Origin of the sequence: Acidovorax sp. 93 (genome assembly GCF_003633835.1) — a bacterium.
Taxonomy (GTDB): Bacteria; Pseudomonadota; Gammaproteobacteria; order Burkholderiales; family Burkholderiaceae_C; genus Acidovorax; species Acidovorax facilis.
On record NZ_RBIT01000001.1, the window covers coordinates 5,130,571 to 5,154,511 of the forward strand.

A 23,941-nucleotide genomic window follows, 5' to 3' on the forward strand; every position below is an offset into this window, starting at 1 on the left:
AGATTCCCAACAGCCCTGTAACCATGGGAGAAGCGCAATGCCGGTACAACGCATGAAGCTGTGGATGCGGCGATGCGCCGTGGTGGCGGCCCTGGCCCTGCTGGCGGGCTGCTCGTCGGTGCGGCCCTGGATCAACGAACCCCTGAAGCCCGAGGACCAGTCCATCCCCGAGCGCAAGTCCGAGCGCGACCCTACCATCCTGGTGGCCGTCACGCTCTCGGGCGGCGGCGCAAGGGCGGCCGCCTTCGGCTTTGGCGTGCTGACCGAAATGCAGGCCACGCGCTTTGACTGGAACGGCCGCCCCACCACGCTGCTCGACGCCACCGATGTGATCAGCGGCGTCTCGGGCGGCAGCATCGTGGCAGCTTACCTGGCAGCACACGGCATCGAGGGGCTACCCCGCTTCGAGCAGGACTTTCTGCGCCAGAACTTCCAGAACAGCCTCATCACCCAAGCCCTGCGCCCCGGCAACCTGGTGGACCTGACCTCGCCCTGGTTCGGCCGCACGCACCTGCTCGCGCGGCGGCTGGATGAGCTGTATGGCGGGCGCACCTTTGGCGATGTGGCGCGGCGCCCCCGCCACCCGCAGCTGTTCATCACCGCCACCGACATGTCGTTGGGCACTGGCTTTGAATTCACGTGGGACCAGTTCGCGCTGATCTGCTCCGACCTGCGCAAGGTGCCGCTGTCGTTCGCGGTGGCGGCATCGTCCGCCGTACCGCTGTTGTTGAGCCCCGTCACCCTCAAGAACTACGCCGACCAGTGCCCCCAGTACCAGACCGTGTCCCGCGCTGCCACCCTGGCTGCGGGCGGCGACTACCGCGCGCGCCTGTACCGCGCGCATGAGTTGAGCTATCTGGACGCGCAGCGCCGCCCCTACATCCACCTGGTGGATGGCGGCCTGGCCGACAACCTGGGCGTGCAGCGTCTGCTCGACCGGGCCCTGGCCGGTGGCGGACTGCGCGAAACCTTCAGCGAAGTGGGCATCCCCCCCGGCACCATCCGCAAGCTGGTGCTCGTCACCGTCAACGCCGAGCGCGACCCATCCGAGAACATCGACATGAGCGACCAGGTGCCCAACATGGCCCAGGTGGTGGACTCGCTGCTGTTTGGCACCGGCGCCCGCGCCACGCGCGAGACGCAGGAGTTCTTGCGCGACATCACCCAGCAGTGGCGCCAGTCGCTGGCGGCGGGCCCCACCGGCAGCAGCGATGCCTTTGCGCCCGGTGCCGAGGTCCACGTCATTTCCGTCAACCTGCGCGATGCCCACGACGACGTTGCGCGTCGCCGCCTGCTGCAAGTGCCCACGGCGTTCTCCATCACGTCGGAAGAAGTCACAGACCTCATCGAGGCGGGTGGCAGCGTGCTGCGCCACTCGCCGGAGTTCCGCGCACTGGTGCAGTCGCTGGCGCGGCAGGCTCCGACGACACCTTCACCCACGCCCGGACCTGCATCTACACCAGCGAAGTCCGAGTAGCCGCGTGAGCCCGGCTAGCCCCCACCTCCGCATCACGGTTTGGTGTCGGGGGCCGGGGTGGTCGGCACGTCCTGGTCTTGGGCGGCCTCCGTCTGTGCGGCCATCGCCCGCTGGTAGCCGGGACGCTGTTGCAACCGCTGCCAGTAGGCCTGCGTGGCCGGGCCAAATTGTTCGTTTAGCCCCAGGTGCTGCGCCAGCAGCAGCGCATACCCCACCGCCACATCCGCCGCCGTAAAGCGGCCCGCGCACAGATAGTCGCTGCGGCCGTGGGTCATCGCGGTTTCTACCGCGCGCAGCCGGGCCAGGAACCAGCGGCTGTAGTCCTCCACCACCTGCGGCTGCTTGCGCTCTGCGGTCTCAAACCGGCCATAGCGCAGCACCAGCGTCTGCGGAAAGGTCAGCGTCGCATCGCTCATGTGCAGCCAGTTCAGGTACGCGCCATACGCCGGGTGTGTGGGCGCCACATCCAGCCCCGCGTCGGGGTGCGTGGCGGCCAGGTACTGGCACATGGCCGCCGATTCGGTCATGCGCACATCGCCCTGCACCAGCAGCGGCACCGTGCCCAGCGGGTTCTCGTCCAGAAACCACCGGGCCTTGGCGCGGGGCGGGAAGGGCAGCATGTGGAGCTGGTAGGGCAGTTGCAGCTCTTCGAGCATCCACAGGGGACGGAAGGAGCGGGCGCTGATGCAGTGGTGGAGGTGGAGCATGAAGGCAAGCGGCAAAAGGGCGGGCGGGAGCGCTGGTCAGTGTAGTGGTGGCTGGCTGCGGACGCACCCCGTGGCAGCCATGCAGGGTGCAGATCGCGCCATTGGGCCACTTCCTATCACGCTGGGCTCGCTTGGCGCCGAAACTCCGCCGGTGACTGCCCCGTCCACCCCCTAAACGCCCGGATAAAACTCTTCTCGTTCTCAAACCCTGCTGCCTCGGCCACCTGCTTGATCGGCCGCTGCGTGCGGTGCAGCAGCTCCACTGCGCGGGTGCGGCGAACCTCGTCTTTCAAGCCCTGCAGCGTGGCGCCTTCTTCCTTCAGCTGCCGATGCAGCGTACGCGGCGACACATGCAGCAATGCGGCCAGGGATTCGGCGCTGTGCTGGGGCAGGGCGTGGGCCGGTTGCCCCGGCAGGGGCGCGGCCAGCAGCTGGCGCACGCGCTGCACCAGCAGGCGGTCCCGGCGGTAGTGCAGCACCGTCAGGGGTAGGGCGTGTTGCAGCATCTGGCGCAGGGCCTGCTCGTCGCGGCGCAGGGGCAGGTGCAGGTAGCGGGCGTCGAAGTGAATGGCGGTGCGCGGCGCGTGGAAGGTGACCGGGCCTCGGAACAACACGGCATACGCATCGGCGTGCGGGGGCGCATCAAAGGCAAATTCTGCAGCAATGAGCGGAATGCGCGAGTCCACCATCCAGCACGCCAGGCCATGCGCATTGCGCAGCACGGATACCAGGCAGAACTCGCGCAGCGCGCCCAGGTCGCGCGCCTCGGTGATGGCCAGGGTGGCGGTGTCGCCCTGGGTGGTGAGATGCAGGCCAATGTCGTCCGCCAGCAGTCCATGGTGGCGGCACCAGCGGGCCAGGGCCACCTGCAGCGTGGGCGAGCTGATGCTGGCGCGTGCCAGCATGCCGTAGCTGCCCCAGGGCAGGCGGCGGCTGAACCAGCCCAGGGCTTCGTCGTCCAGCTCTTGCATGGCGGCGTCGGAGATCTGCTCCATCTGCCAGGCGGTGATGCGGGCGCTGTCGTCGGGCAGCAGCTGCGGCGCAATCTGTGCCTGGGCCAGGGCACGTTCGGGGCTCAGGCCGCGCCGCTCGTACGCCAGAACAATGGCACGCACAAAGGCGATGGGCGTTGCGGCAGGGGCAGATGGAGTGGTTGGGAGACGATGGTCGGTGGGGGCGGTGGTCTTCACGCCACAGAGTGTGCCAGCCGTGGCACGATTTGCAACCATTGTGTCCACCCGCCAGGGGTTCAGGCTTCTATGCTTACGGATCGCCCGCCCGCATGTTCTTGCGGCGCAGGCCGCATGACAGAGCCGAGGAGACAAACCCGTGACGAGTGCAGCCGCAACGAACTTCGCACCGCTGGTGGACAGCCACGCCCGTGGCGCCACCGACGTTCCCCTGATCGAGCAGACCATCGGCGCCTTTTTTGCCGACATGGTGGCCCGCCAGCCCGAGCGCGAGGCGCTGGTCAGCGTGCACCAGGGCCGCCGCTATACCTACGCCCAGCTGCAGACAGAGGCGCAACGCCTGGCCAGCGCGCTGCTGGGCATGGGGCTCACGCCCGGCGACCGCGTGGGTATCTGGTCGCACAACAACGCCGAATGGGTGCTGATGCAGCTGGCCACCGCGCAGGTGGGCCTGGTGCTGGTCAACATCAACCCGGCCTACCGCACGTCCGAGGTGGAATACGCGCTCAACAAGGTGGGCTGCAAGCTGCTGGTGACCATGGCGCGCTTCAAGACCAGCGACTACCTGGGCATGCTGCGCGAGCTGGCGCCCGAGTGGCACCACCAGCTGCCGGGCCAGCTGGGCTCCGTGAAGCTGCCCCACCTGAACACCGTAGTGTGGATCGATGAGGCGGGGCAGGGCGCTGACGAACCGGGCCTGATGCGTTTTACCGACCTGCTGGCACGCGGCAACGCAGCCGACCCGCGCCTGGCGCAAATCGCAACCACGTTGAAAGCCACCGACCCCATCAACATCCAGTTCACCAGCGGAACCACCGGCTTCCCCAAGGGCGCCACGCTCACGCACCGCAACATCCTGAACAACGGTTTCTTCATTGGCGAGTGCATGAAGCTCACGCCCGAAGACCGCCTGTGCATCCCCGTGCCGCTGTACCACTGCTTCGGCATGGTGCTGGGCAACCTGGCCTGCCTGACGCACGGTGCCACCATCGTGTACCCCAACGACGGGTTTGACCCGCTGACCGTGCTGCAGACGGTGCAGGACGAGCGCTGCACCGGCCTGCACGGCGTGCCCACCATGTTCATTGCCGAGCTGGACCACCCGCGTTTTGCCGAGTTCAACCTCAGCACCCTGCGCACCGGCATCATGGCGGGTTCGCCCTGCCCCACCGAGGTGATGAAGCGCGTGGTGGAGCAGATGAACCTGCGCGAGATCACCATTGCCTACGGCATGACCGAGACCAGCCCCGTGAGCTGCCAGAGCAGCACCGACACGCCGCTGGACAAGCGCGTCTCCACCGTGGGCCAGGTGCAGCCGCACCTGGAGATCAAGATCGTGGATCCCGACAGCGGGGCGGTGGTGCCCATCGGCCAGCGGGGCGAGTTCTGCACCAAAGGCTACTCCGTCATGCACGGCTACTGGGGCGACCCGGCCAAGACCCGCGAGGCGATTGACGAAGGCGGCTGGATGCACACCGGCGACCTGGCCACCATGGACGCCGAGGGCTACGTGAACATCGTCGGCCGCATCAAGGACATGGTGATCCGTGGCGGCGAGAACATTTACCCGCGCGAGATCGAAGAATTTTTGTACCGCCACCCGCAGGTGCAGGACGTGCAGGTGGTGGGCGTGCCCGACCAGAAATACGGCGAGGAACTCTGCGCCTGGATCATCGCCAAGCCGGGCACCCAGCCCACCGAGGATGACATCCGCGCCTTCTGCAAGGGCCAGATCGCGCACTACAAGGTGCCGCGCTACATCCGCTTTGTCACCAGCTTTCCGATGACGGTGACGGGCAAGATCCAGAAGTTCAAGATCCGCGACGAGATGAAGGATCTGCTGGGCCTGGAAGAACAAAAGACTGCTTGAAGAGCCACACCGTATGAACATTCTCGACACCCAACTCAACGCCCGCTCGGCGGACTTTCTGGCCAACGCCGCCGCCATGCGCACACTGGTGGATGACCTGCGCGCCCAGCTCGACAAGGTTGCCCAGGGCGGCGGCGAGGCCGCCCGCGCCAAGCACACCGCGCGCGGCAAGCTGCTGCCGCGCGAACGCGTGCAGATGCTGCTGGACCCGGGCACGCCGTTCCTCGAACTCGCGCCGCTGGCCGCGCTCAACATGTACAACAACGATGCGCCCAGCGCGGGGCTCATCGCGGGCATTGGCCGCGTGAGTGGTGTGGACTGCATGATCGTGTGCAACGACGCCACGGTGAAGGGCGGCACCTACTACCCGCTCACCGTCAAGAAGCACCTGCGCGCACAAGAGGTGGCCCAGCAGAACCACCTGCCGTGCATCTACCTGGTGGACTCGGGCGGCGCCAACCTGCCCAACCAGGACGAAGTCTTTCCTGACCGCGACCACTTCGGCCGCATCTTCTTCAACCAGGCCAACATGAGCGCCATGGGCATTTCGCAGATCGCCGTGGTCATGGGATCGTGCACGGCGGGTGGTGCCTACGTGCCGGCCATGAGTGACGAGTCCATCATCGTCAAGAACCAGGGAACCATCTTTTTGGGTGGCCCGCCATTGGTGAAGGCTGCGACGGGCGAGGTCGTCACGGCCGAAGACCTGGGCGGCGGCGACGTGCACACGCGCCTGTCGGGTGTGGCCGACCACCTGGCGCAGAACGACATGCATGCGTTGCAGCTGGCACGCAATGCGGTGCGTAATTTGAATAAAAACAAGGCTCCAGCGCTTTCGGATCAAGCGCCAGTAGCTCCTAAATTTGCAGCAGAGGAGCTGTATGGCGTGATCCCCGTGGACACGCGCAAGCCGTTCGACGTGCGCGAGATCATTGCCCGCATCGTCGACGGCAGCGAGTTCGACGAGTTCAAGGCGCGCTACGGCACCACGCTGGTCACGGGCTTTGCGCGCATCGAAGGGATGATGGTCGGCATCATCGCCAACAACGGCATCCTGTTCAGCGAGTCGGCGCTCAAGGGCGCGCACTTCATCGAGCTGTGCTGCCAGCGCAAGATCCCGCTGGTGTTCCTGCAGAACATCACCGGCTTCATGGTCGGCCGCAAGTACGAGAACGAAGGCATTGCGCGCAACGGTGCCAAGATGGTCACGGCCGTGGCCACGGCCAGCGTGCCCAAGTTCACCATCATCATCGGCGGCAGCTTTGGCGCGGGCAACTACGGCATGTGCGGCCGTGCCTACAGCCCCCGCTTCCTGTGGATGTGGCCCAACGCGCGCATCAGCGTCATGGGCGGCGACCAGGCTGCGGGCGTGCTGGCCACGGTGAAGCGCGACGGCATCGAGGCCAAGGGTGGGCAGTGGAGCATGGAGGAAGAAGAAGCCTTCAAGGCCCCCATCCGCCGCCAGTACGAAGACCAGGGCCACCCCTACTACGCCACCGCCCGCCTGTGGGACGACGGCGTGATCGACCCCGCCGATACGCGCCGCGTGCTGGCGCTGGGCCTGGCGGCCACGCGCAATGCGCCCATCGAAGACACCAAGTTCGGCCTGTTCCGCATGTAGCAGGAGCAGGAGCCACCATGGACGCTGTTGCCCACTTCACCCAGCTTGCGCGCTACAACGTGTGGGCCACGGCGCGCCTGCTTGATGCAGTGCGGGCGCTGGCGGAAGAGGACTACCGTCGCGATGTGGGCCTGTTCTTCAAAAGCATCCACGGCACGCTCAACCACCTGCTGGTGGGCGAACACCATCTTTGGTTCGTGCGCTTTGCCGACGGCATTTCGCCCAAGGTGGCGCTGGACGCCGAGTTGGAATCTGACCGTGTGCGGCTGGATGCCCGGCTGCGCGAAGGCGCGGCCCGCTGGGCACCGCTGATAGCCTCGTTCAAGCCGGACCGCTGGAGCGGCACGCTCGACTACACCACCATGCGCGGCACAGCGGCATCGCTGCCGTTTGCGGCCACGCTGGCGCACGTGTTCAACCACGGCACCCACCACCGGGGCCAGATCACCGCAGCATTGACCGCCCTGGGCCAGCCCAGCCCCGAGCTGGACCTTGTCTACTTCCTGCAAAACCCGTCCACGCCATGAGCCAGAACCTGTCCATCACCCAAACCGGCGCCGTGGCGCGCATCACGCTCACGCAGCCCGAAATCCGCAACGCCTTCAGCGATGAGGTCATTGCCGAGATCACCGCCGCCTTTCTGGAAGTCGGAGGGCGTGCCGATGTGCGCGCCGTGGTGCTGGCCGCGGAAGGCCCGGCCTTCTGCGCCGGTGCCAACCTCAACTGGATGCGCCGAATGGCCGACTACACGCGCGACGAGAACATCGCCGACGCGGGAAAGCTGGCCGAGATGCTGCGGGTGATCTACGAGTGCCCCAAGCCCACGGTGGCACGTGTGCAGGGCGATGTATATGCAGGCGGCATGGGCCTGGTGGCCGCGTGCGACATGGCCGTGGCCGTGGACACGGCGGGCTTTTGCCTCAGCGAAGTGAAGCTGGGGCTCATCCCCGCCACCATCAGCCCGTATGTGATCCGTGCCATGGGCGCACGCGCTGCGCACCGCTACTTCCTCACGGCCGAGCGTTTTGGCGCGGCCGAAGCCTTGCGCATTGGCTTTGTGCACGAGGTCGTGGTCGCTGACCAGCTCGACGCCAAGGTGGACGAACTGCTCAAGGCCCTGACCAGCGCCAGCCCCAACGCTGTGCGCGTGTGCAAGAAGCTGGTGATGGATGTGGCAGAGCGGGAGATCAACGCGGGCCTCATCGCCGCCACAGTGCAGGGCATTGCCGACATCCGCGCCAGCGACGAAGGCAAGGAAGGTGTGCAGTCGTTCCTGAACAAGCGCAAACCCGCCTGGTTGGGCTGATCGGTACAAGCAGGCCATGGACACCCTCTGGTTCAACATCGTGCAGTGGCTCCACACGCTGGGGCTGCATGTGGATGGCGGCACCGCGCGCGCCGTGGGCGACGCGGCAGCCACAGCATCTGCGAAGCTCGACATGCCCAGCCTGCTGGCGCTGGCCGCCGCACTGGGCTGGGCCAGCGGCTTTCGGTTGTATGCCGTAGTGTTCCTGGTCGGCATGATGGGCGTGCTGGGCTGGATGCCCCTGCCGCCCGGCCTGGCGATGCTGCAGCACCCGCTGGTGCTGATGGTCAGCGGCTTCATGCTGATGGTGGAGTTTTTTGCCGACAAGGTGCCCTGGGTGGACAGCGCCTGGGATGCCTTGCACGCCTTCATTCGCGTGCCTGCGGGCGCCGCTTTGGCCTATGGCGTGTTTGGCGCCGACAACGCCACCATGGCCGTGGTGGCTGGGCTGCTGGGGGGCTCGCTCTCTGCCACGGCGCTGGCCACCAAGATGACCACGCGGGCGGCGGTGAACACCTCGCCCGAGCCGTTTTCCAACTGGGGCCTGTCGTTCTTGGAAGACGGCCTGGTCGTGGCCGTGGTCTGGCTGGCCACGCAGCACCCGGTGGCGTTTGGTGTTGCGTTGGTCGTGATGGTGGTGGTGTCCGTACTGCTGCTGGTGGTGCTGTTCAAGTTTCTGCGCGCCGTGGTGCGGCGTTTGTCTTCATTCTTTTCTGGTTCTGCCAAGGTGGCTTAAAAATGTTCAACAAGATACTCATCGCAAATCGAGGCGAGATCGCTTGCCGTGTGGCCGCCACCGCCAAGCGCCTGGGCGTGAAAACCGTTGCCGTGTATTCCGATGCCGACGCTAACGCCAAACATGTCGCCGTGTGCGACGAGGCCGTGCACATTGGCGGCAGCGCGCCCAAGGACAGCTACCTGCGCTGGGAGCGCATCATCGACGCCGCCAAGGCCACGGGCGCGCAGGCTATCCACCCTGGCTACGGTTTCCTGAGCGAGAACGAAGACTTTGCCAAGGCTTGTGCCGACGCAGGCCTGGTCTTCATCGGCCCGCCCGCCAGCGCCATCAATGCCATGGGGCTGAAGGCCGAGTCCAAGCGCCTGATGGAGCAGGCCCAGGTGCCCCTGGTGCCCGGCTACCACGGCGCTGACCAGGACCCGGCACTGCTGCAACGCGAGGCGGACCGCATTGGCTACCCGGTGCTCATCAAGGCCAGCGCGGGTGGTGGTGGCAAGGGCATGCGCGCCGTGGACAAGGCCGAGGATTTTGGCGCCGCGCTCGATTCGTGCAAGCGCGAGGCCATCAACAGCTTCGGCGACGATGCGGTGCTGGTCGAAAAATACGTGCAGCGCCCCCGCCACATCGAGATCCAGGTGTTCGGCGACACGCACGGCAACTGCGTGTACCTGTTTGAGCGCGACTGCTCGGTGCAGCGCCGCCACCAGAAGGTGCTGGAAGAAGCGCCCGCCCCCGGCATGACGCCGGAGCTGCGCGCCCGCATGGGCGAGGCTGCCGTGGCCGCAGCACGGGCGGTGAACTACGTGGGCGCGGGCACGGTGGAATTCATCGTCGAGCAGCCCGGCGGCTACGACGCGCCCGAGCAGATGAAGTTCTACTTCATGGAGATGAATACCCGCCTGCAGGTGGAGCACCCCGTGACCGAGGCCATCACGGGCCTCGACCTCGTGGAGTGGCAACTGCGCGTGGCCTCAGGCGAGCCCTTGCCGCTCAAACAGGAAGACCTGCGTATCCAAGGTCACGCCATCGAGGCGCGCATTTGCGCTGAGAACCCCGACAACAACTTCCTGCCCGCCACCGGGGCGCTCAACGTGTACGCGCTGCCCGAGTGTGTGACCTTCGAACGGGGCGCGGTGCGCGTGGATTCCGGCGTGCGCCAAGGCGATGCGATCAGCCCGTACTACGACTCCATGGTGGCCAAGCTCATCGTGCACGGCGACACGCGTGCGCAAGCCCTGGCCCGGCTCGATGAAGCGCTGGCGCAGACCCACATCGTGGGCCTGGCGACCAACGTGCAGTTTCTGCGCCGCGTGGCCCGCACCGAGGCATTTGCCAGCGCCAAGCTGGACACCGCGCTGATCCCGCGCGAGCAGGCCGTGCTGTTCCACCAGGAAAGCGTGGGCCTGCCGCTGGCCGCTGCGGCGGCGGTGGCTCAGACCCTGCTGCGCGAGCGCGCCAGCGAGGGCGTGGACCCCTTCAGCCGCCGCGATGGTTTTCACACCCATGGCGTGGTGCAGCGCCGGTTTGAGTTCGAGTTTGGTGGTGAGCACGCCAAGGCGCTGCTGACCTACGAGCGTGGTGGCAGCCTGCATCTGGCCGTCGGCGAAGGCGATGCCGCAGTGGCCGGGCCGTTGGTGTTCAGCGCTGTGGGGCAGGGCATCGAATTGCAGTTTGCAGGTCAGCGCACGCGTGCGGCTGTGTATGCCCAGGGCGAGGTGGACCACGTATTCACCCCGCTGGGCGCCACGCAGATCACTGCCATCGACCTGCTGGCCCACGCGGGCGAGGCTGCGGCCGAAGGCGGGCGCCTCACAGCCCCGATGCCTGGCAAGGTGGTGTCGTTTGCCGTGAAGGCGGGCGACGCCGTGACCAAGGGTCAACCGCTGGCAGTGATGGAAGCCATGAAGATGGAACACACCATTGCTGCCCCTGTGGACGGTGTGGTGCAGGAACTGCTGTATGCGCCGGGTGACCAGGTGACCGAGGGGGCAGAACTGCTCAAACTGGCAGCCGCCGACAAGGCCTGAGCCAAGTAGTGTCCCGAGTCGTCTGCAGGTGACAGCGCAGGGGGCCCATTGCGGCTACGCTTGGGCCCCATGAAAATCACCTTTTGTTGTACCGACACCAAGGCCGAACCCTGGCTGCAGGGCCTGGCCGCCGCGCTGCCCGGCGCTGAGATCTCTGTTTGGCAACCCGGCGCCCCGCAGGCCGACTACGCCGTGGTGTGGGCGCCGCCCCAGCAGTTCATGGACGAGCAGCCAGCGCTCAAAGCTCTGTTCAACATTGGCGCGGGGGTGGATGCCCTGCTCAAGCTGCGCCTGCCTCCCAAGGCCCTGGTGGTGCGCCTGGACGACGCAGGCATGGCGGTGCAGATGGCCGAGTACGTGTGCCACGCGGTCATCCGCCACTTCCGCGAGTTTGATGGCTATGAGGCCGACACCCAGGCGGGCCGCTGGGGCTACCGCAAGCCGCGCCTGCGCAGCGACTACCCCATCGGCGTGATGGGCCTGGGCGTGCTGGGCGAGCGGGTTGCCAAGGCGCTGGCGCAGTTTGAATTTCCGATCAATGGCTGGAGCCGCAGCCCCAAGGCCATCGACGGCGTGCGCGGCTTTGCGGGCGCGGATCAATTCAATGACTTTCTGGCCGCGAGCCGCGTCCTGGTCAACCTGCTGCCGCTCACGCCCGATACGACCAACGTCATCAACAAGGGCACGCTCGCTCGCCTGCAGCCGGGTGCCTACGTGATCAATGTGGCGCGCGGCGCGCACCTGGTGGACGAAGACCTGCTGGCCGCCATTGACAGCGGCCATGTGGCAGGCGCCACACTCGATGTGTTCCGCACCGAGCCGTTGCCCGCAGGCCATGCGTTCTGGACGCACCCGCGCATCACCGTCACGCCCCACACCTCGGCGCGCACGCTGCGCGACGAGAGCATTGCCCAGATCGCACGCAAGATGGTGGCGCTGGAGCACGGCGAGACGGTGGCGGGCATCGTGAACCCCGCGCGAGGCTACTGAGGCCGACGGTCCACGCGCTCGCCAGCGTAGAGAATGGCGGGCATGAGCTCCTCCACCTTCCGCCGCTTCTTTGGTCTTTTGGGCTGGATCCTGCTGGTGCCCAGCGCCTTGACCGCGCTGGGCGCAGCGTGGTTGTTGGCCTCTGGCATGAACATGCTGGGCGACACACACACCGCCAGGGGCCGGGTGGTTGCGCATGAAGAAATCATGACGGGCGCGACCCACCGCCGGGGGCTTGCCAAGAAAAGCATTGTGGAGTTTGTGGCGGGCGATGGGCGGAGATTCCGGTTCACAGACTCGGTCGCACGCCAGCAGCAGGCCATCCACGAGGTGGGTGAGACCGTCTCGGTGCGCTACTCCGCCCAAGACCCGTCGCAGGCCGAGATCAGCAGCTCCACCGCCGTGAAGATCGTGGCCGGTACGGTGATGCTGCTGTCCAGTGCCATTGGCATGGCGCTGGGCTGGCTGTTGCTGCGCTTGCGACCCAGGTCTGTCGCATAGCCCTCTGTGCGCGGGCACAGAGGGTGTGCCTTTTCAATCCACCGTCACGCCGGCATCGCGCACCAGCTTGCCCAGGCGCTGCGCGTCGGCCTTGATGAGCGCCCCGAAATCTGCCGCCGTGCCCCCCACCGCAGGCGTGCCAATTGCTTCCCATTTGGCGCGGAAGGCGGGTTCCTTGAAGATCGCATTCACCGTGGCGTTGAGCTTGTCGACGGTGGCTTGCGGGGTGCCAGCGCGCACCGCAATGCCATGCCAGCCGGTGATCTGGTAGCCCGCAATGCCAGCCTCCGCCATGGTGGGCACATTGGGCAGCACCTTGGCACGTTCGCTGGAGGTGACGGCCAGCGGGATGAGCTTGCCCGCCTGGATGTGGGGCAGGGAGCTACCGACGATGTCGAACATCACGTTCACCTGTCCGCCGATCAGGTCGTTGAGCGCTGGGCCAGCGCCACGGTAGGGGATGTGCCCCATCTTCACGCCCGCTGTGGTGTTGAACAGCTCACCCGCCAGGTGCTGCGGTGTGCCGTTGCCGGCCGACGCGTAGCTCAGCACCGGCTTGCCCGCCTTGGCCAGGGCCAGGAATTCGGCCAGGGTCTTGACGCCCAGCGAGGGGTGCACTTCCAGCACCAGCGGGAATGCCGACAGCTGGATCACCGGCGCCAGATCGGTCAGCGGGTTGAACGGCATGCTGGCGTACAGCGACGGGTTGACTGCCATCGGGCCGCTGGCGGCCAGCAGCAGCGTGTGGCCGTCCGCTGGCGCCTGTTTGGCCACCTCCGCGCTGCCGGTGTTGCCACCAGCGCCGCCCTTGTTGTCCACCACCACAGGTACACCCAGGCGGCTTTGCAGCTCGGGCTGCAGCATGCGGGCCATCAGGTCGGTGGGGCCACCGGGCGGGTAGGGCACCACAAAGCGGATGGTCTTGCTGGGGAAGGCGGTGGCGGCCGTCTGCGCCGCTGCGTGACCTGCGACGCCCAGGGCCAGGGGCACGGCAAGGGCTGCGTGCAGCACGGCGCGCCGGGCGGTGCGAGGCGTGGATAAGGAAAGGTGGCGGTGGTGCATGTCTGTCTCCTGTGGGGATGGATAAAGCCCGTCTGTCGCGGGTTGATGTCAATGGATGGGGGGCGCGATGGAGCGGTGCCGCTCAGCCTGCGCTAAAGCGCTGCCGGATGTCGGCGGCGGTGGCCAGCGGGCGGCCCAGTGCGGCGGCGGCTTCGACGGCCTGGCGCACCAGTGCGGTGTTGTCGGGGGCCACGCTGCCGTCCTTGCACAGCAGGTTGTTTTCAAACCCCACGCGGGCGTGGCCGCCAAACACGGCGGCTGCGGCCACGCAGGCGTTCTCTGCCGCCCCGAAGGCGCACACGGCCCAGGGCTCGTTGCCGTCATGGGCGTTCAGAAAAGGCAGCAGGTCGCGCGGGCTGGAGGTCTGGCCCGCGCTGTAGCGGCCCAGCACAAACAGCAGGAACCAAGGCGCATCCGGCACCATGCCACTGGCGCGCAGTGCCTGCCAGCGGCGCAGGTCGGCCACGTCGTACAGGATGACCTGCACCATGGTGCGGCGCTGGGCCAGGCCGGTGAAGAAGCGCTGCAGTCCGGCTTCGCCGATCTCGGGCTTGTCCACTTCCCGCAGTCCGATGGACACGGCCTCGGGTTGCAGGGCCTCCACCATGGCGATCTGCGCGGGGGCCTGGTACACGCCTGCGGCTTCGCTGGTGATCTGGATGACCATCGCGTCGCCCACAGCCTGGCGCACCACGCGCTGCGCCTCGCGGTAGCCCTCCACATCGAGGCTGTGGCGGCCTTGCGCGTCGCGGATGTGCATGTGCAGCATGGCCGCTCCCGCGTCCAGGCAGGCCTTGGCCGTGGTGGCCAGCGTGGCCGGTGTGATGGGCACGGCGGAGTGGTCGGCAGGCTGCTTGTAGGCGCCGTTGGGCGCCACGGTCACGATCAGCGGGTCAACCCACTGGCTGGCAATGGTGGGTGATGCGGGCGATGCACTCATGCGCGGGCTCCGGTGGTCGATGGGGTGTCCGTCGGTGAGGTGGCGGTGGGGGGCTCGATGGTGGGCAGCTCGCTGGCAAGCAGGGCCAGGCCCTGGCGCAGCAGCGTGTCGTAGCGCGCGCGTTCGGCCTGCTTGCGGTCTTCGGGCCAGTCGAAAAAGCCCTTGCCGGTCTTCATGCCGAACTGACCCTGCGCCACCTTGTCGCGCAGGGCCTGGGCGGGTACGTCGGTGTTCGACAGCGTGGGGTACATGGTGGCTGCGGCGGCGGTGTGCACCTCAATGCCCGCATGGTCGCGCTGCAGCACCGGCCCGGCCGCCAGAAAGCGGAAGCCAAAACCAAAGCGCACGGCGGCGTCCACGTCTTCGGGCGAGGCAATGCCTTCGTCGATCAGCGCAAACGCCTCGCGTGAGAGCGCATGCTGCATGCGGTTGGCCAGAAAGCCCGGCTTGTCCTTCTTGACCAGCACCGGCACGCTGCCGCAGCCACGCATGAAGGCGTGCAGCCAGGTGCCCAGGGCCGGGTCGCTGCGCTCGCCCAGCACTACCTCCACCAGCGGCACCAGGTGCGCGGGCATGAAGAAGTGCAGGCCCAGCATGCGCTGCGCCGTGGCCAGTCCCTGGGCGATGGCACTGATGGGAAAACCCGAGCTGTTGCTGGCCAGCACGGCGTTGGGCGGCGCTACGGTTTCCAGCTCGGCAAACAGCTTTTGCTTGGCAGCCAGTTGCTCGGTGATGCATTCCACCACCAGCACCACGCCGCTCCAGTCCACATCCTGCAGGCTGGCGCACACCTGTACCGGGCCAGCGTGGGTGGTTTGGCCAGCGGCGGCAAGCTCCTGGGCGATATGAGGCAGCAGCTGGTCGCGACGTGCAGCGTGGGGGTCCACCACCGTGACCTGCGCGCCGCCCCGTGCCAGGACCACGGCTACATCGGCCCCCATGGTGCCTCCGCCCACCACCACGGTGCGTGCGTTGCGAGGCGAACTGTTGTCCATCTTGTCTCCTGTTTTTTGCTGAGCGTACTTGCGTGCAATGCAGTCTAGGGGGCTCCCATTGCGCGGTCCAGACGTCTTTTTCGATAGACTGATCGGGTATGAAGATCAATTGGTCCGCCCGCGAGGTGGATGTGTTCCTCTCCCTGGCCGAGACGCTGAGCTTTCGGCGCACGGCCTTGCAGATGCACCTGTCGCAGTCGGCGGTGTCGGGCACGGTGGCGCGGCTGGAGGAGATGCTGGATGTGCGCCTGTTCGAGCGCACCACGCGCACCGTGCAGCTCACGCTGGCGGGCGAGGTGTTTGCCGAGCAGGCGCGGTTCCTGCGCCACCAGATGGAGGAGACGGTGCGCCGCGTGCAGGAGGTGGCGCAGCTGCAGGTGGGCCGCGTTGCGCTGGCGGCGCTGCCGTCGCTGGCAGCCGGTGCCGTGCCCCGCGCGTTTGCCCGGTTCGCCACACAGCACCCGGGCGTGCAGATGGAGCTGATCGACAGCCTGGCGGGCCCGGCGTTTGACATGGTGCGTGCCGGGCGCGTGGACTTTGCCCTCACCGCCGCCAACCCCGCCTATGCGGACCTGGACTACACCCCGCTGGTGTCCGATCGGTTTGTGCTGCTGATGCAGCGCACGCACACCCTGGCCCGTGGGCGGGGTGCCATCGCCTGGGCCGACGTGGCCGAGCTGCACCACATCTCCATGCCTGCGGGCACCAGCGTGCGGCAGTACGCGCAAGAGGCCCTGCTGACGCACCGCATCCGCTTTGAACCCCGCTACGAGGTGGAACACCTGGCCACCATTGCGGCCATGGTGGCGGCGGGGCTGGGTGTGAGCGCGCTGCCCGAGTTGGCCGCCCAGGTGGTGCGCCGGCCCGAGGTGGTCACACGCCCGCTCAAGGCGCCCGTGCTGCACCGGCCCATCGGGCTTATCACGCTCCGGGGGCGGCCGCTGTCGCTGGCGGCGCAAGCCATGGTGGCCCTGCTGCTGCAAGAGGTGGCGGGTGATGGCACCCGTACGGGCTGATGGCGCGTCCGGCGAATGGTCTGGCACGATATGGGGTGGCCCTGTGGAGGCGCAGGCGAGACAATGGCGGATTCCTTGATCCATCCTTGGTAGCCCCATGAGCATTCCCTCCCGCGTCCGCCTCATCGACGTTGGCCCCCGCGACGGCCTGCAGAACGAAAAGACCCCAGTCCCAGCCGCCGTCAAGATCGAGCTGGTGCACCGCCTGCAGCAGGCGGGCCTGAAAGAGATCGAAGTCACCAGCTACGTCAGCCCCAAGTGGGTGCCGCAGATGGCCGACAACCATGAGGTGATGGCCGGTATCACCCGCCAGAGCGGCGTCGCGTATTCGGTGCTCACGCCCAACCTCAAGGGCTTTGAGGCTGCCGTGCTGGACAAACCCGACGAGATCGTTGTCTTCGGCTCCGCCAGCGAGGCCTTCAGCCAGCGCAACATCAACTGCAGCATTGCCGAGAGCATCGAGCGTTTTGCCCCCGTGGTGGAGGCCGCACGGGCCGCTGGCATCCGTGTGCGCGGCGCCATGAGCTGCACCGTGGGCTGCCCGTACGAAGGCGACATTGCGCCCGAGCGCGTGGCGTATCTCGCAGGCCTGCTCCAGGGCATTGGCGTGCAGCGTGTGGACGTGGCCGACACCATCGGCGTGGGCACGCCGCGCAAGGTGCAGAAGGCGCTGGAGGCCACGTTGCAGCACTTTGGCATCGACGAGGTGTCGGGCCACTTTCATGACACCTACGGGCAGGCGCTGTCCAACACGCTGGCCGCGCTGGAGCTGGGCGTGTGGAACTTCCAGTCGTCCGTGGCCGGGCTGGGCGGCTGTCCCTATGCCAAGGGCGCCACCGGCAACGTGGCCACCGAAGACGTGGTGTACATGCTGCAGGGCATGGGCATCGAGACGGGCATCGACCTCGACAAGCTCATCGACGCGGGTGCCTACATTAGCGACTTTCTGGGCCGCAAGCCCAACTCCCGCGCTGCCAACGCGCTATTGACCAAACGTGCGGGGTAATAGGCCACTGCCGCTGAGACGCTGACGCATCTCAGCCGCCTCGCTCCCAGTGCGGAAGGGATGCACCCGCTGGTCCGGCAGGGCCTGTGCTGCCGGCGCGTCGGCCGGGGCTGGCGCCATGCGGTCAAAATACCTGGGACGATTGTGATTTCGGAGTAAGAAACGATGTGTGGAGCTGAACTGAAAAATCTGCCTGAAGGTGTGCAGCGCGTGGCTGCAGCGCTGGAATCCCTGGGCCACCCCCACCGGCCGCAGATGCTGGACGACGCAGCGCGCACCGCGCAGCAGGCGGCCGATGCGCTGGGCATTGCCGTGGGGCAGATTGCCAAGAGCATCATCTTTCGCCGCAAGAGCGATGATGTGGCCGTGCTGGTGGTCACCTCGGGCGACCGGCGGGTGGACGAGAAAAAGGTGGAGGCCCACGTGGGCGGCAAGATCGGCCGCGCCGATGCCGACTTCGTGAAAAGCCGCACGGGCTTTTCCATCGGTGGTGTGTCGCCCGTGGCGCACGCCACGCCTCCCGTCACGCTGATCGATCAGGACCTGCTGCGCTTTGAGGTGGTGTGGGCGGCGGCGGGGCATCCGCATGGTGTGTTTGCGCTGCACCCCAGCGATCTTCAGCGGCTGACGGGTGCACCCGTGGTGGATGTGGTGCAGGTGGTTGCACCTGAGTCTGCGGCATGAATGCTATTGAATTGCTAGCTGTTCGCGCTTTGCAGATAAGCGCTGGTGGCCATTTTGATGCTGAAAACACCGAGGCCGTGCCCTCGCCCTGCATCTCGGTCTGCCGTATGTCGCCCGACCGCAGCCACTGCGAGGGCTGCTTTCGCTCCCTCGACGAGATCCGCATCTGGTCGCGTGCCGACTCGCACCTGCGGCGGGGCATCTGGCGCCAGTTGCTGGACCGGGCGGGCATTGCCGTGCCGGTGCAGCCAGAAAGCGCAGAAGGCTGAGCCATGAAACACATCACGTTCTACCTCGACTTCATTTCGCCCTACGCCTGGCTGGCCTTTGAGCGCCTGCCCGAGGCGCTGGTGGACCTGAGCTACAGCGTCGAATACCGCCCGGTGCTGCTGGGCGCGTTGCTGCAGCAGCACGCCAACCCGGGGCCCGCGGGCATTGCGCCCAAGCGCGCCTGGACCTACCGCCACGTGACCTGGCTGGGCCACGCGCAGGGCACGCCGCTGCAGATGCCAGCACGGCACCCGTTCAACCCGCTGCCCTTGCTGCGCCAGGCGCTGGCCTGCAGCGACGACGGTTGCATCAACCGCTATGTGGCGGGTACCGTGCTGCGCCATGTGTGGCAGGGCGGGCACGACGCGCTGGACGCCGAGCGCCTGGCCACGCTGGCGGCCGATCTGGCCGAACAAATCCGACCGGGGCAGGACATGCACAGCGAAGGCCCTAAGGCGCTGCTGCGCGCCAACACCGAGGCCGCGCAGGCGGTGGGTGTGTTTGGTGTGCCTGCGTTTGTGGTGGACGGCAAGGTCTTCTGGGGGCTGGATGGCCTGCCCATGCTGCGCGCCTACCTGGAAGGTGACGACTGGTTTGATGGCCCGGGCTGGAATGCTGTCAGCCAGCTCCCATCGGGTTTACCCGCGAAGTCCTGAGCTGTTTCCGGATGCTGAAAGAGGTGCTGCGGGTTTCTCCCTAAGTTGTCAGAGAGCGGTCAGTTTGATGAAAGCTCTTGTTGGTTTCGCGTCAGAGCGTGGTCAGTGCCATCTCCAAGAATGCGTACAGCCCGCCGCAGTGCGGTCTGCACAACCAATAGGAGACTAGACACCATGGCAACCATCCATCCCGCACCGCGGCCGATGTCGCCCGAAGAGCGCAAGGTCATCTTCGCGTCGTCGCTCGGCACCGTTTTCGAGTGGTACGACTTTTACCTGTACGGCTCGCTCGCCGCCATCATCGCCAAGCAGTTCTTCAGCGGGCTGGATGCCGGATCGGCGTTCATCTTCGCGCTGCTGGCCTTCGCAGCGGGCTTCATCGTCCGTCCGTTCGGCGCGATTTTCTTCGGCCGCCTGGGCGACATGATCGGCCGCAAGTACACGTTCCTGGTCACCATCCTGATCATGGGCTTGTCCACCTTCATCGTGGGCATCTTGCCGACCTATGCCTCCATCGGTGTGGCGGCCCCGGTCATCCTGATCATTCTGCGCCTGCTGCAAGGCCTGGCGCTGGGCGGTGAGTACGGCGGCGCAGCCACCTATGTGGCCGAGCATGCTCCGCACGGCAAACGCGGCGCCTACACCGCCTGGATCCAGACCACGGCCACGCTGGGGCTGTTTCTGTCGCTGATGGTAATTCTGGGTACCCGCACCGTGCTGGGCGAAGAAGCCTTTGGCGACTGGGGCTGGCGCATTCCGTTCATCGTGTCGATCCTGCTGCTGGCCATCTCGGTCTGGATCCGTCTGTCCATGAACGAATCGCCTGCCTTCCAGAAGATGAAGGCCGAGGGCAAGACCTCCAAGGCCCCACTGACCGAGTCTTTCGGCCAGTGGAAGAACCTGAAGATCGTGATCCTGGCGCTGGTGGGCCTGACCGCCGGCCAGGCCGTGGTGTGGTACTCGGGCCAGTTCTATGCGCTGTTCTTCCTGACACAAGCCCTGAAGGTTGATGGCGCCACCGCCAACATCTTTGTGGCTGTGTCGCTGCTGATCGGCACACCGTTCTTCATCGTGTTCGGTTCGCTGTCGGACAAGATTGGCCGCAAGCCCATCATCCTGGCAGGCTGCCTGCTGGCCGCGCTGACGTACTTCCCTGTGTTCGGCGCACTGACCAAGGCGGCCAACCCCGCCCTGGCTGAAGCCCAGGCCAAGAACCAAGTGATCGTGACGGCAGACCCCAAGGAATGCTCGTTCCAGTTCAACCCCACCGGCACCACCAAGTTCACCAGCTCGTGCGACATCGCCAAGCAGGTTCTGGCTGGCGCTTCGGTGAGCTATGACAACGCCGTGGGCGCCGCCGGTACCCCCGCCACCATCAAGATCGGTGAAACCGTCATCGCCTCGTACACCAGCAAGGGCCTGCCCGCTGACGAAGCCAAGAAGAAAGATGGCGAGTTCAAGAAGGCTGTGGCCGATGCACTGAAGGCTGCGGGCTACCCCACCAAGGCAGATCCCGCCCGCATCGACAAGGTCATGGTCACCGTGATCCTGACCTACCTGGTGCTGCTGGTGACCATGGTGTACGGCCCTATTGCCGCCATGCTGGTCGAAATGTTCCCCACCCGCATCCGCTACACCTCGATGTCCCTGCCGTACCACATCGGTAACGGCTGGTTCGGCGGTCTGCTGCCCACCACGGCGTTCGCCATCGTGGCCCAGACCGGCAACATGTACAACGGCCTGTGGTACCCCATCATCATTGCCGGTGCCACGGTGGTGATCGGTGGCTTGTTCATCAAGGAAACCAAGGACGTGGACATCTACGCCAACGACTGATCGGTTCTGACCGGTGAACAGGGCCCGCCCCGCAAGGGTCGGGCCCTGTGTTCCATCAAGGGGCTTGTGCCACACAGTACAACCTACAACGCAGCGCCCAGGCTCCTTGATTGAACAAACCCATCCCTCTAGGAGATATTGATATGTGGAAGATTGTTGTTGGCTTCGTCTTGTTTGCTGCGTTGTCGATGTACGTGATCATCACGGCGGGCGACAAGGCCGACATGGGTGGTGAAAAACACGGCGCAGATGCCGTGCATGCGCCCGAACCCGCTGCCAGTTCACCCGCAGCGGCGCCTGCGTCGGCACCTGCATCTGCGGCCAGCGCGCAGTAAGCCGCCGGGCCCCATCCCGAGCCCATCAAAAAAGCCTGCAGCCGAAAGGCCGCAGGCTTTTGTTTTGTGCGGGGCTGTCACGGTGGGCCGCACACTCCACGCCCCTACCGCTCCTCGCGCGGCGCAGGGCAAGAGCCCGCACAGCGCCTCAGTTTCTTAGGGTGTCATCGCTTGAAGCGCCCGTCACTTCCGATGATGGAAAGGTCGGCGAACACCAGACCGCTGTGGTCCGTGGGGCTGTAGCTCAGCTCCACGCCACCCAGGTCCCACTTCTTGATGCTCTCCAGGCCTGTGTGCAGCTTGGCGCGGTCCGGCTTGGGGCCCGCGCGTTTGATACCTTCCAGCAGCACCTTGGCGCTGACGAAGCCCTCCACCATCGCGGGCGTGAGATCGGAAAAGTTCTTGGCGCGGGCCAGCTCCATGGCTTCCTTGACCACCGGGTAGTTCACCGACCGCTCGGAGGGAAAGACCTGCGTGACCACAACCCCCCGGGCCTGGTCGCCCAGCAGTTTGACAAAGCCGCCCGAGGCATTGTTGGACAGTGTCACGATCTGCCCCGTGACCCCTGCAGCGCGCAACGCCTTGATGCCGTCCACCACCGCCGCGCCCGTGCCGATGAAGACCACGGCCTGGGGCTGCTTTTGCGCCACACGCGGTGCAATGGCGCTGTAGTCGGGCTTGGCACGGTCAAACTTCTCGACAAAGAGGGCTTCCAGCTGGTTGGCCTTGAAGCCCAGCTGTGCCCCTGCCAGGCCATCTGCGCCAAAGGTGTCGTCCACATGCACCACGCCAATGCGCTTGATGCCCAGGGTGTTGAGGTGGGTGATGGCCTTTTCCACCTCGCGCTGGTAGGGCGCGCGCACGTTGAAGATGAACCTGTGTACCGGCTGGTGGAGCACCATGGCGCCGGTGGAGGGGCCGACCAGCGGCACGCCGTGCTGCTCCAGCAGCGGCATGATGCCCTGGGTGTGGGGCGTGCCCCGTGTCATGAACAGCCCGATCACGCCTTTTTCCTCAATCAGAACGCGGGTGTTTTCGAGGGTCAGCTTGGGGTCGAATTTGTCGTCCAGGGATATGACCTCCACCTTCTGCCCTGCGATACCGCCCCGGGCGTTGATGTGATCAATGTAGAGCGCCGCGCCCTGCATGGATTCGGCCACCGTGGCCGCTGCCGAGCCCGTGATGCCCACCGTCTGTCCAATGAGAATCTGTCCGTGGGCTGCGCCCACCATTGCGAAGATGGCGGCCAGGGTAGCGCCCCCGCGAAGCCAGTGTGTCAATCTCATGTTTGTCCCAAGATGCCTGTTTGTTGGAGGCATCAATATAGATACAAACGGTGACAAATAAACTGTAGAAATACGTAGGCCCGGACGGAGCCGGGCCTGCGCAACCTATGGCCATCCGGGAGATGGCTCCTAGAGCCTGTTTGCGATCCCCTGCGAGATCGTAAACAGGCTCTTAGCGACGGAACCTGCCGTCCGTACCAATGATGGAGAGGTCGGCAAAGTCCAGGCCCGTGTGGTCGTCTGGGCCGTAGCTCACCTCCAGCCCGCCCAGGTCGAATTTCTTGATGCCTTCCAGGGCTGTGTGGATCTTGTCGCGGCTGGGTTTGGGGCCGGCGCGCTTGAGGCCTTCCACCAGCACCTTGGCGGCTGCAAAACCTTCGAGCATGGCGGGGCTGATCTCCTGCAAGCCCTTGGCCCGGGCCAGCTCCTGGGCTTCCTTGACCATGGCGTAGGTCACCGCGCGCTCATTGGGGTACACCTGGGTCACGATCACGCCGCGCGCATTGTTGCCCAGGCTCTTGATGAAGCCGCCCGAGGCATTGTTGGACAGCGTCACGATCTGTGCGGCAGAGCCTGCGGCGCGCAGCGCATTGCTGCCATCGACCACGGCAGAGCCGGAGGCGATCATCAGCACGGCCTGGGTGTCTGCCTTGGCCACCTTGGCCGCAACCGGGGCGAAATCAGGCTTGGCACGGTCAAACTTCTCCAGCACCACGGGTGTGAGCTTGGCCGCCGCCAGGCCCTTTTGCGCCCCCGCCACGCCATCGGCACCAAAGCTGTCGTCGGCATACACCACGGCAATGCGGGTAATGCCCATGGAGGCCAGGTGGGTCATGGCCTTTTCTGCCTCGCGCTGGTAGGTGGCGCGCACGTTGAAGACGTATTTGCGCACGGGCTGGTGCAGCACCATGGCGCCCGTGGAAGGGCCGACCAGTGCCACGCCGTGCTTTTCCAGCAGGGGAACGATGGCCTCCGTGTGGGGCGTGCCGCGTGTGAGGAACAGCGCTGACACATTGTTTTCTTCGATCAGCTTGCGCGCGTTTTCTGCGGCCAGCTTGGGGTCGAACTTGTCGTCCAGCGAGGTCAGTTCGATCTTCTGGCCGTTGACGCCGCCCTTGGCGTTGACCGCATCGATATAGAGGAGGGCGCCGTCGGTGGTTTCCTTCACGCCTGCCGCCACCTGCCCGGAGAAGCCGGCGGTTTGCCCGATCAGGATCTGGGCATGGCCAGCGCCGCACAGCGCGGCGGCCAGAGCGACTGCGGCTCCCCATTGTGTCCATTTGTACATGGTCGTCTCCTTGGATTGACTGGCTACTCTAGACAAATGTGCCCTGTTTGCGAACCGGCATAACCCGATGTTGTGACAGCACCTGTCAGCAGACCCGCAATCAAAGGGTATTGCGGCAAGGCCGGACGGGCGCCACTGC

At 66.1% G+C, this 23,941-nt stretch carries 23 protein-coding genes; 16 read left to right on the top strand and 7 right to left on the bottom strand.

All coding sequences use genetic code 11. The features are described from left to right. Positions 1–37: 37 nt before the first annotated feature. Positions 38–1,477 (top strand): patatin-like phospholipase family protein, encoded by a 1,440-nt coding sequence (locus C8C93_RS23540; protein WP_233559550.1) that lies wholly within the window; start codon positions 38–40, stop codon positions 1,475–1,477. Positions 1,478–1,509: 32 nt separating this feature from the next. Here C8C93_RS23540 and C8C93_RS23545 read toward each other — a convergent pair whose 3' ends face one another. Next, positions 1,510–2,184, bottom strand: coding sequence for a glutathione S-transferase family protein (locus C8C93_RS23545; protein ID WP_121508957.1), 675 nt, complete (start codon positions 2,182–2,184; stop codon positions 1,510–1,512). 116 nt (positions 2,185–2,300) lie between these two features. Next, positions 2,301–3,413, bottom strand: coding sequence for an AraC family transcriptional regulator (locus C8C93_RS23550; RefSeq protein ID WP_233559551.1), 1,113 nt, complete (start codon positions 3,411–3,413; stop codon positions 2,301–2,303). 100 nt (positions 3,414–3,513) lie between these two features. On the opposite strand from C8C93_RS23550, the gene C8C93_RS23555 reads away from it, so the two are divergent. The 8 genes from C8C93_RS23555 to C8C93_RS23590 all read left to right on the top strand — a co-directional run bounded on the left by C8C93_RS23555 (position 3,514) and on the right by C8C93_RS23590 (position 12,428). Continuing rightward, a complete protein-coding gene (locus C8C93_RS23555) occupies positions 3,514–5,244 on the top strand; it encodes an AMP-binding protein (RefSeq protein WP_121508479.1) in 1,731 nt (576 codons plus the stop codon). A gap of 13 nt (positions 5,245–5,257) precedes the next feature. After that, complete coding sequence (locus C8C93_RS23560) at positions 5,258–6,865, top strand: carboxyl transferase domain-containing protein (RefSeq protein WP_121508480.1); 1,608 nt, start codon at positions 5,258–5,260, stop codon at positions 6,863–6,865. Between the two features lie 17 nt (positions 6,866–6,882). Next, complete coding sequence (locus C8C93_RS23565) at positions 6,883–7,392, top strand: DinB family protein (RefSeq protein WP_121508481.1); 510 nt, start codon at positions 6,883–6,885, stop codon at positions 7,390–7,392. After that, positions 7,389–8,171, top strand: a complete 783-nt coding sequence (locus tag C8C93_RS23570; protein ID WP_121508482.1) for an enoyl-CoA hydratase/isomerase family protein — start codon at positions 7,389–7,391, stop codon at positions 8,169–8,171. The genes C8C93_RS23565 and C8C93_RS23570 overlap by 4 nt, the downstream gene beginning before the upstream one ends. Before the next feature lie 16 nt (positions 8,172–8,187). After that, positions 8,188–8,907, top strand: a complete 720-nt coding sequence (locus tag C8C93_RS23575) for a DUF4126 domain-containing protein (RefSeq protein WP_121508483.1) — start codon at positions 8,188–8,190, stop codon at positions 8,905–8,907. Between the two features lie 2 nt (positions 8,908–8,909). Next, on the top strand, positions 8,910–10,937 hold the full coding sequence (locus tag C8C93_RS23580) for an acetyl/propionyl/methylcrotonyl-CoA carboxylase subunit alpha (RefSeq protein WP_121508484.1): 2,028 nt from the start codon (positions 8,910–8,912) through the stop codon (positions 10,935–10,937). Between the two features lie 69 nt (positions 10,938–11,006). Then, positions 11,007–11,927, top strand: coding sequence for a glyoxylate/hydroxypyruvate reductase A (locus C8C93_RS23585; RefSeq protein ID WP_121508485.1), 921 nt, complete (start codon positions 11,007–11,009; stop codon positions 11,925–11,927). 42 nt (positions 11,928–11,969) lie between these two features. Beyond that, entirely contained in the window at positions 11,970–12,428 is a 459-nt protein-coding gene (locus tag C8C93_RS23590) for a DUF3592 domain-containing protein (protein WP_121508958.1), read from the top strand. Positions 12,429–12,461: 33 nt separating this feature from the next. Here the strand turns inward: C8C93_RS23590 and C8C93_RS23595 are convergent, their stop codons facing one another. From C8C93_RS23595 to C8C93_RS23605, 3 genes are all read right to left on the bottom strand, one after another. Beyond that, positions 12,462–13,490: a tripartite tricarboxylate transporter substrate binding protein gene (locus C8C93_RS23595; protein WP_121421249.1), complete on the bottom strand. Its 1,029-nt coding sequence runs from the start codon at positions 13,488–13,490 to the stop codon at positions 12,462–12,464. Between the two features lie 82 nt (positions 13,491–13,572). Then, complete coding sequence (locus tag C8C93_RS23600) at positions 13,573–14,430, bottom strand: 3-keto-5-aminohexanoate cleavage protein (protein ID WP_121508486.1); 858 nt, start codon at positions 14,428–14,430, stop codon at positions 13,573–13,575. Beyond that, positions 14,427–15,425, bottom strand: a complete 999-nt coding sequence (locus tag C8C93_RS23605) for a 3-hydroxyacyl-CoA dehydrogenase family protein (protein WP_121508487.1) — start codon at positions 15,423–15,425, stop codon at positions 14,427–14,429. The genes C8C93_RS23600 and C8C93_RS23605 overlap by 4 nt, the downstream gene beginning before the upstream one ends. A 98-nt stretch (positions 15,426–15,523) precedes the next feature. On the opposite strand from C8C93_RS23605, the gene C8C93_RS23610 reads away from it, so the two are divergent. From C8C93_RS23610 to C8C93_RS23640, 7 genes are all read left to right on the top strand, one after another. Next, entirely contained in the window at positions 15,524–16,441 is a 918-nt protein-coding gene (locus C8C93_RS23610; RefSeq protein ID WP_121508488.1) for a LysR family transcriptional regulator, read from the top strand. A gap of 97 nt (positions 16,442–16,538) precedes the next feature. After that, positions 16,539–17,447: a hydroxymethylglutaryl-CoA lyase gene (locus C8C93_RS23615; RefSeq protein WP_121508489.1), complete on the top strand. Its 909-nt coding sequence runs from the start codon at positions 16,539–16,541 to the stop codon at positions 17,445–17,447. 165 nt (positions 17,448–17,612) lie between these two features. Continuing rightward, positions 17,613–18,131, top strand: coding sequence for a YbaK/EbsC family protein (locus C8C93_RS23620; RefSeq protein WP_055393041.1), 519 nt, complete (start codon positions 17,613–17,615; stop codon positions 18,129–18,131). After that, positions 18,128–18,400: a DUF1289 domain-containing protein gene (locus C8C93_RS23625; RefSeq protein ID WP_121421243.1), complete on the top strand. Its 273-nt coding sequence runs from the start codon at positions 18,128–18,130 to the stop codon at positions 18,398–18,400. Before C8C93_RS23620 ends, C8C93_RS23625 begins: the two co-directional genes overlap by 4 nt. Before the next feature lie 3 nt (positions 18,401–18,403). After that, entirely contained in the window at positions 18,404–19,057 is a 654-nt protein-coding gene (locus C8C93_RS23630; protein WP_121508490.1) for a 2-hydroxychromene-2-carboxylate isomerase, read from the top strand. A gap of 174 nt (positions 19,058–19,231) precedes the next feature. Further along, positions 19,232–20,893, top strand: coding sequence for an MFS transporter (locus C8C93_RS23635; RefSeq protein ID WP_121421241.1), 1,662 nt, complete (start codon positions 19,232–19,234; stop codon positions 20,891–20,893). Positions 20,894–21,036: 143 nt separating this feature from the next. Then, a complete protein-coding gene (locus C8C93_RS23640; protein WP_121421240.1) occupies positions 21,037–21,228 on the top strand; it encodes a hypothetical protein in 192 nt (63 codons plus the stop codon). A gap of 164 nt (positions 21,229–21,392) precedes the next feature. Here the strand turns inward: C8C93_RS23640 and C8C93_RS23645 are convergent, their stop codons facing one another. After that, positions 21,393–22,514: an ABC transporter substrate-binding protein gene (locus C8C93_RS23645; RefSeq protein WP_158603292.1), complete on the bottom strand. Its 1,122-nt coding sequence runs from the start codon at positions 22,512–22,514 to the stop codon at positions 21,393–21,395. Positions 22,515–22,686: 172 nt separating this feature from the next. Beyond that, positions 22,687–23,802: an ABC transporter substrate-binding protein gene (locus C8C93_RS23650; RefSeq protein ID WP_121508491.1), complete on the bottom strand. Its 1,116-nt coding sequence runs from the start codon at positions 23,800–23,802 to the stop codon at positions 22,687–22,689. Positions 23,803–23,941: the final 139 nt, after the last annotated feature.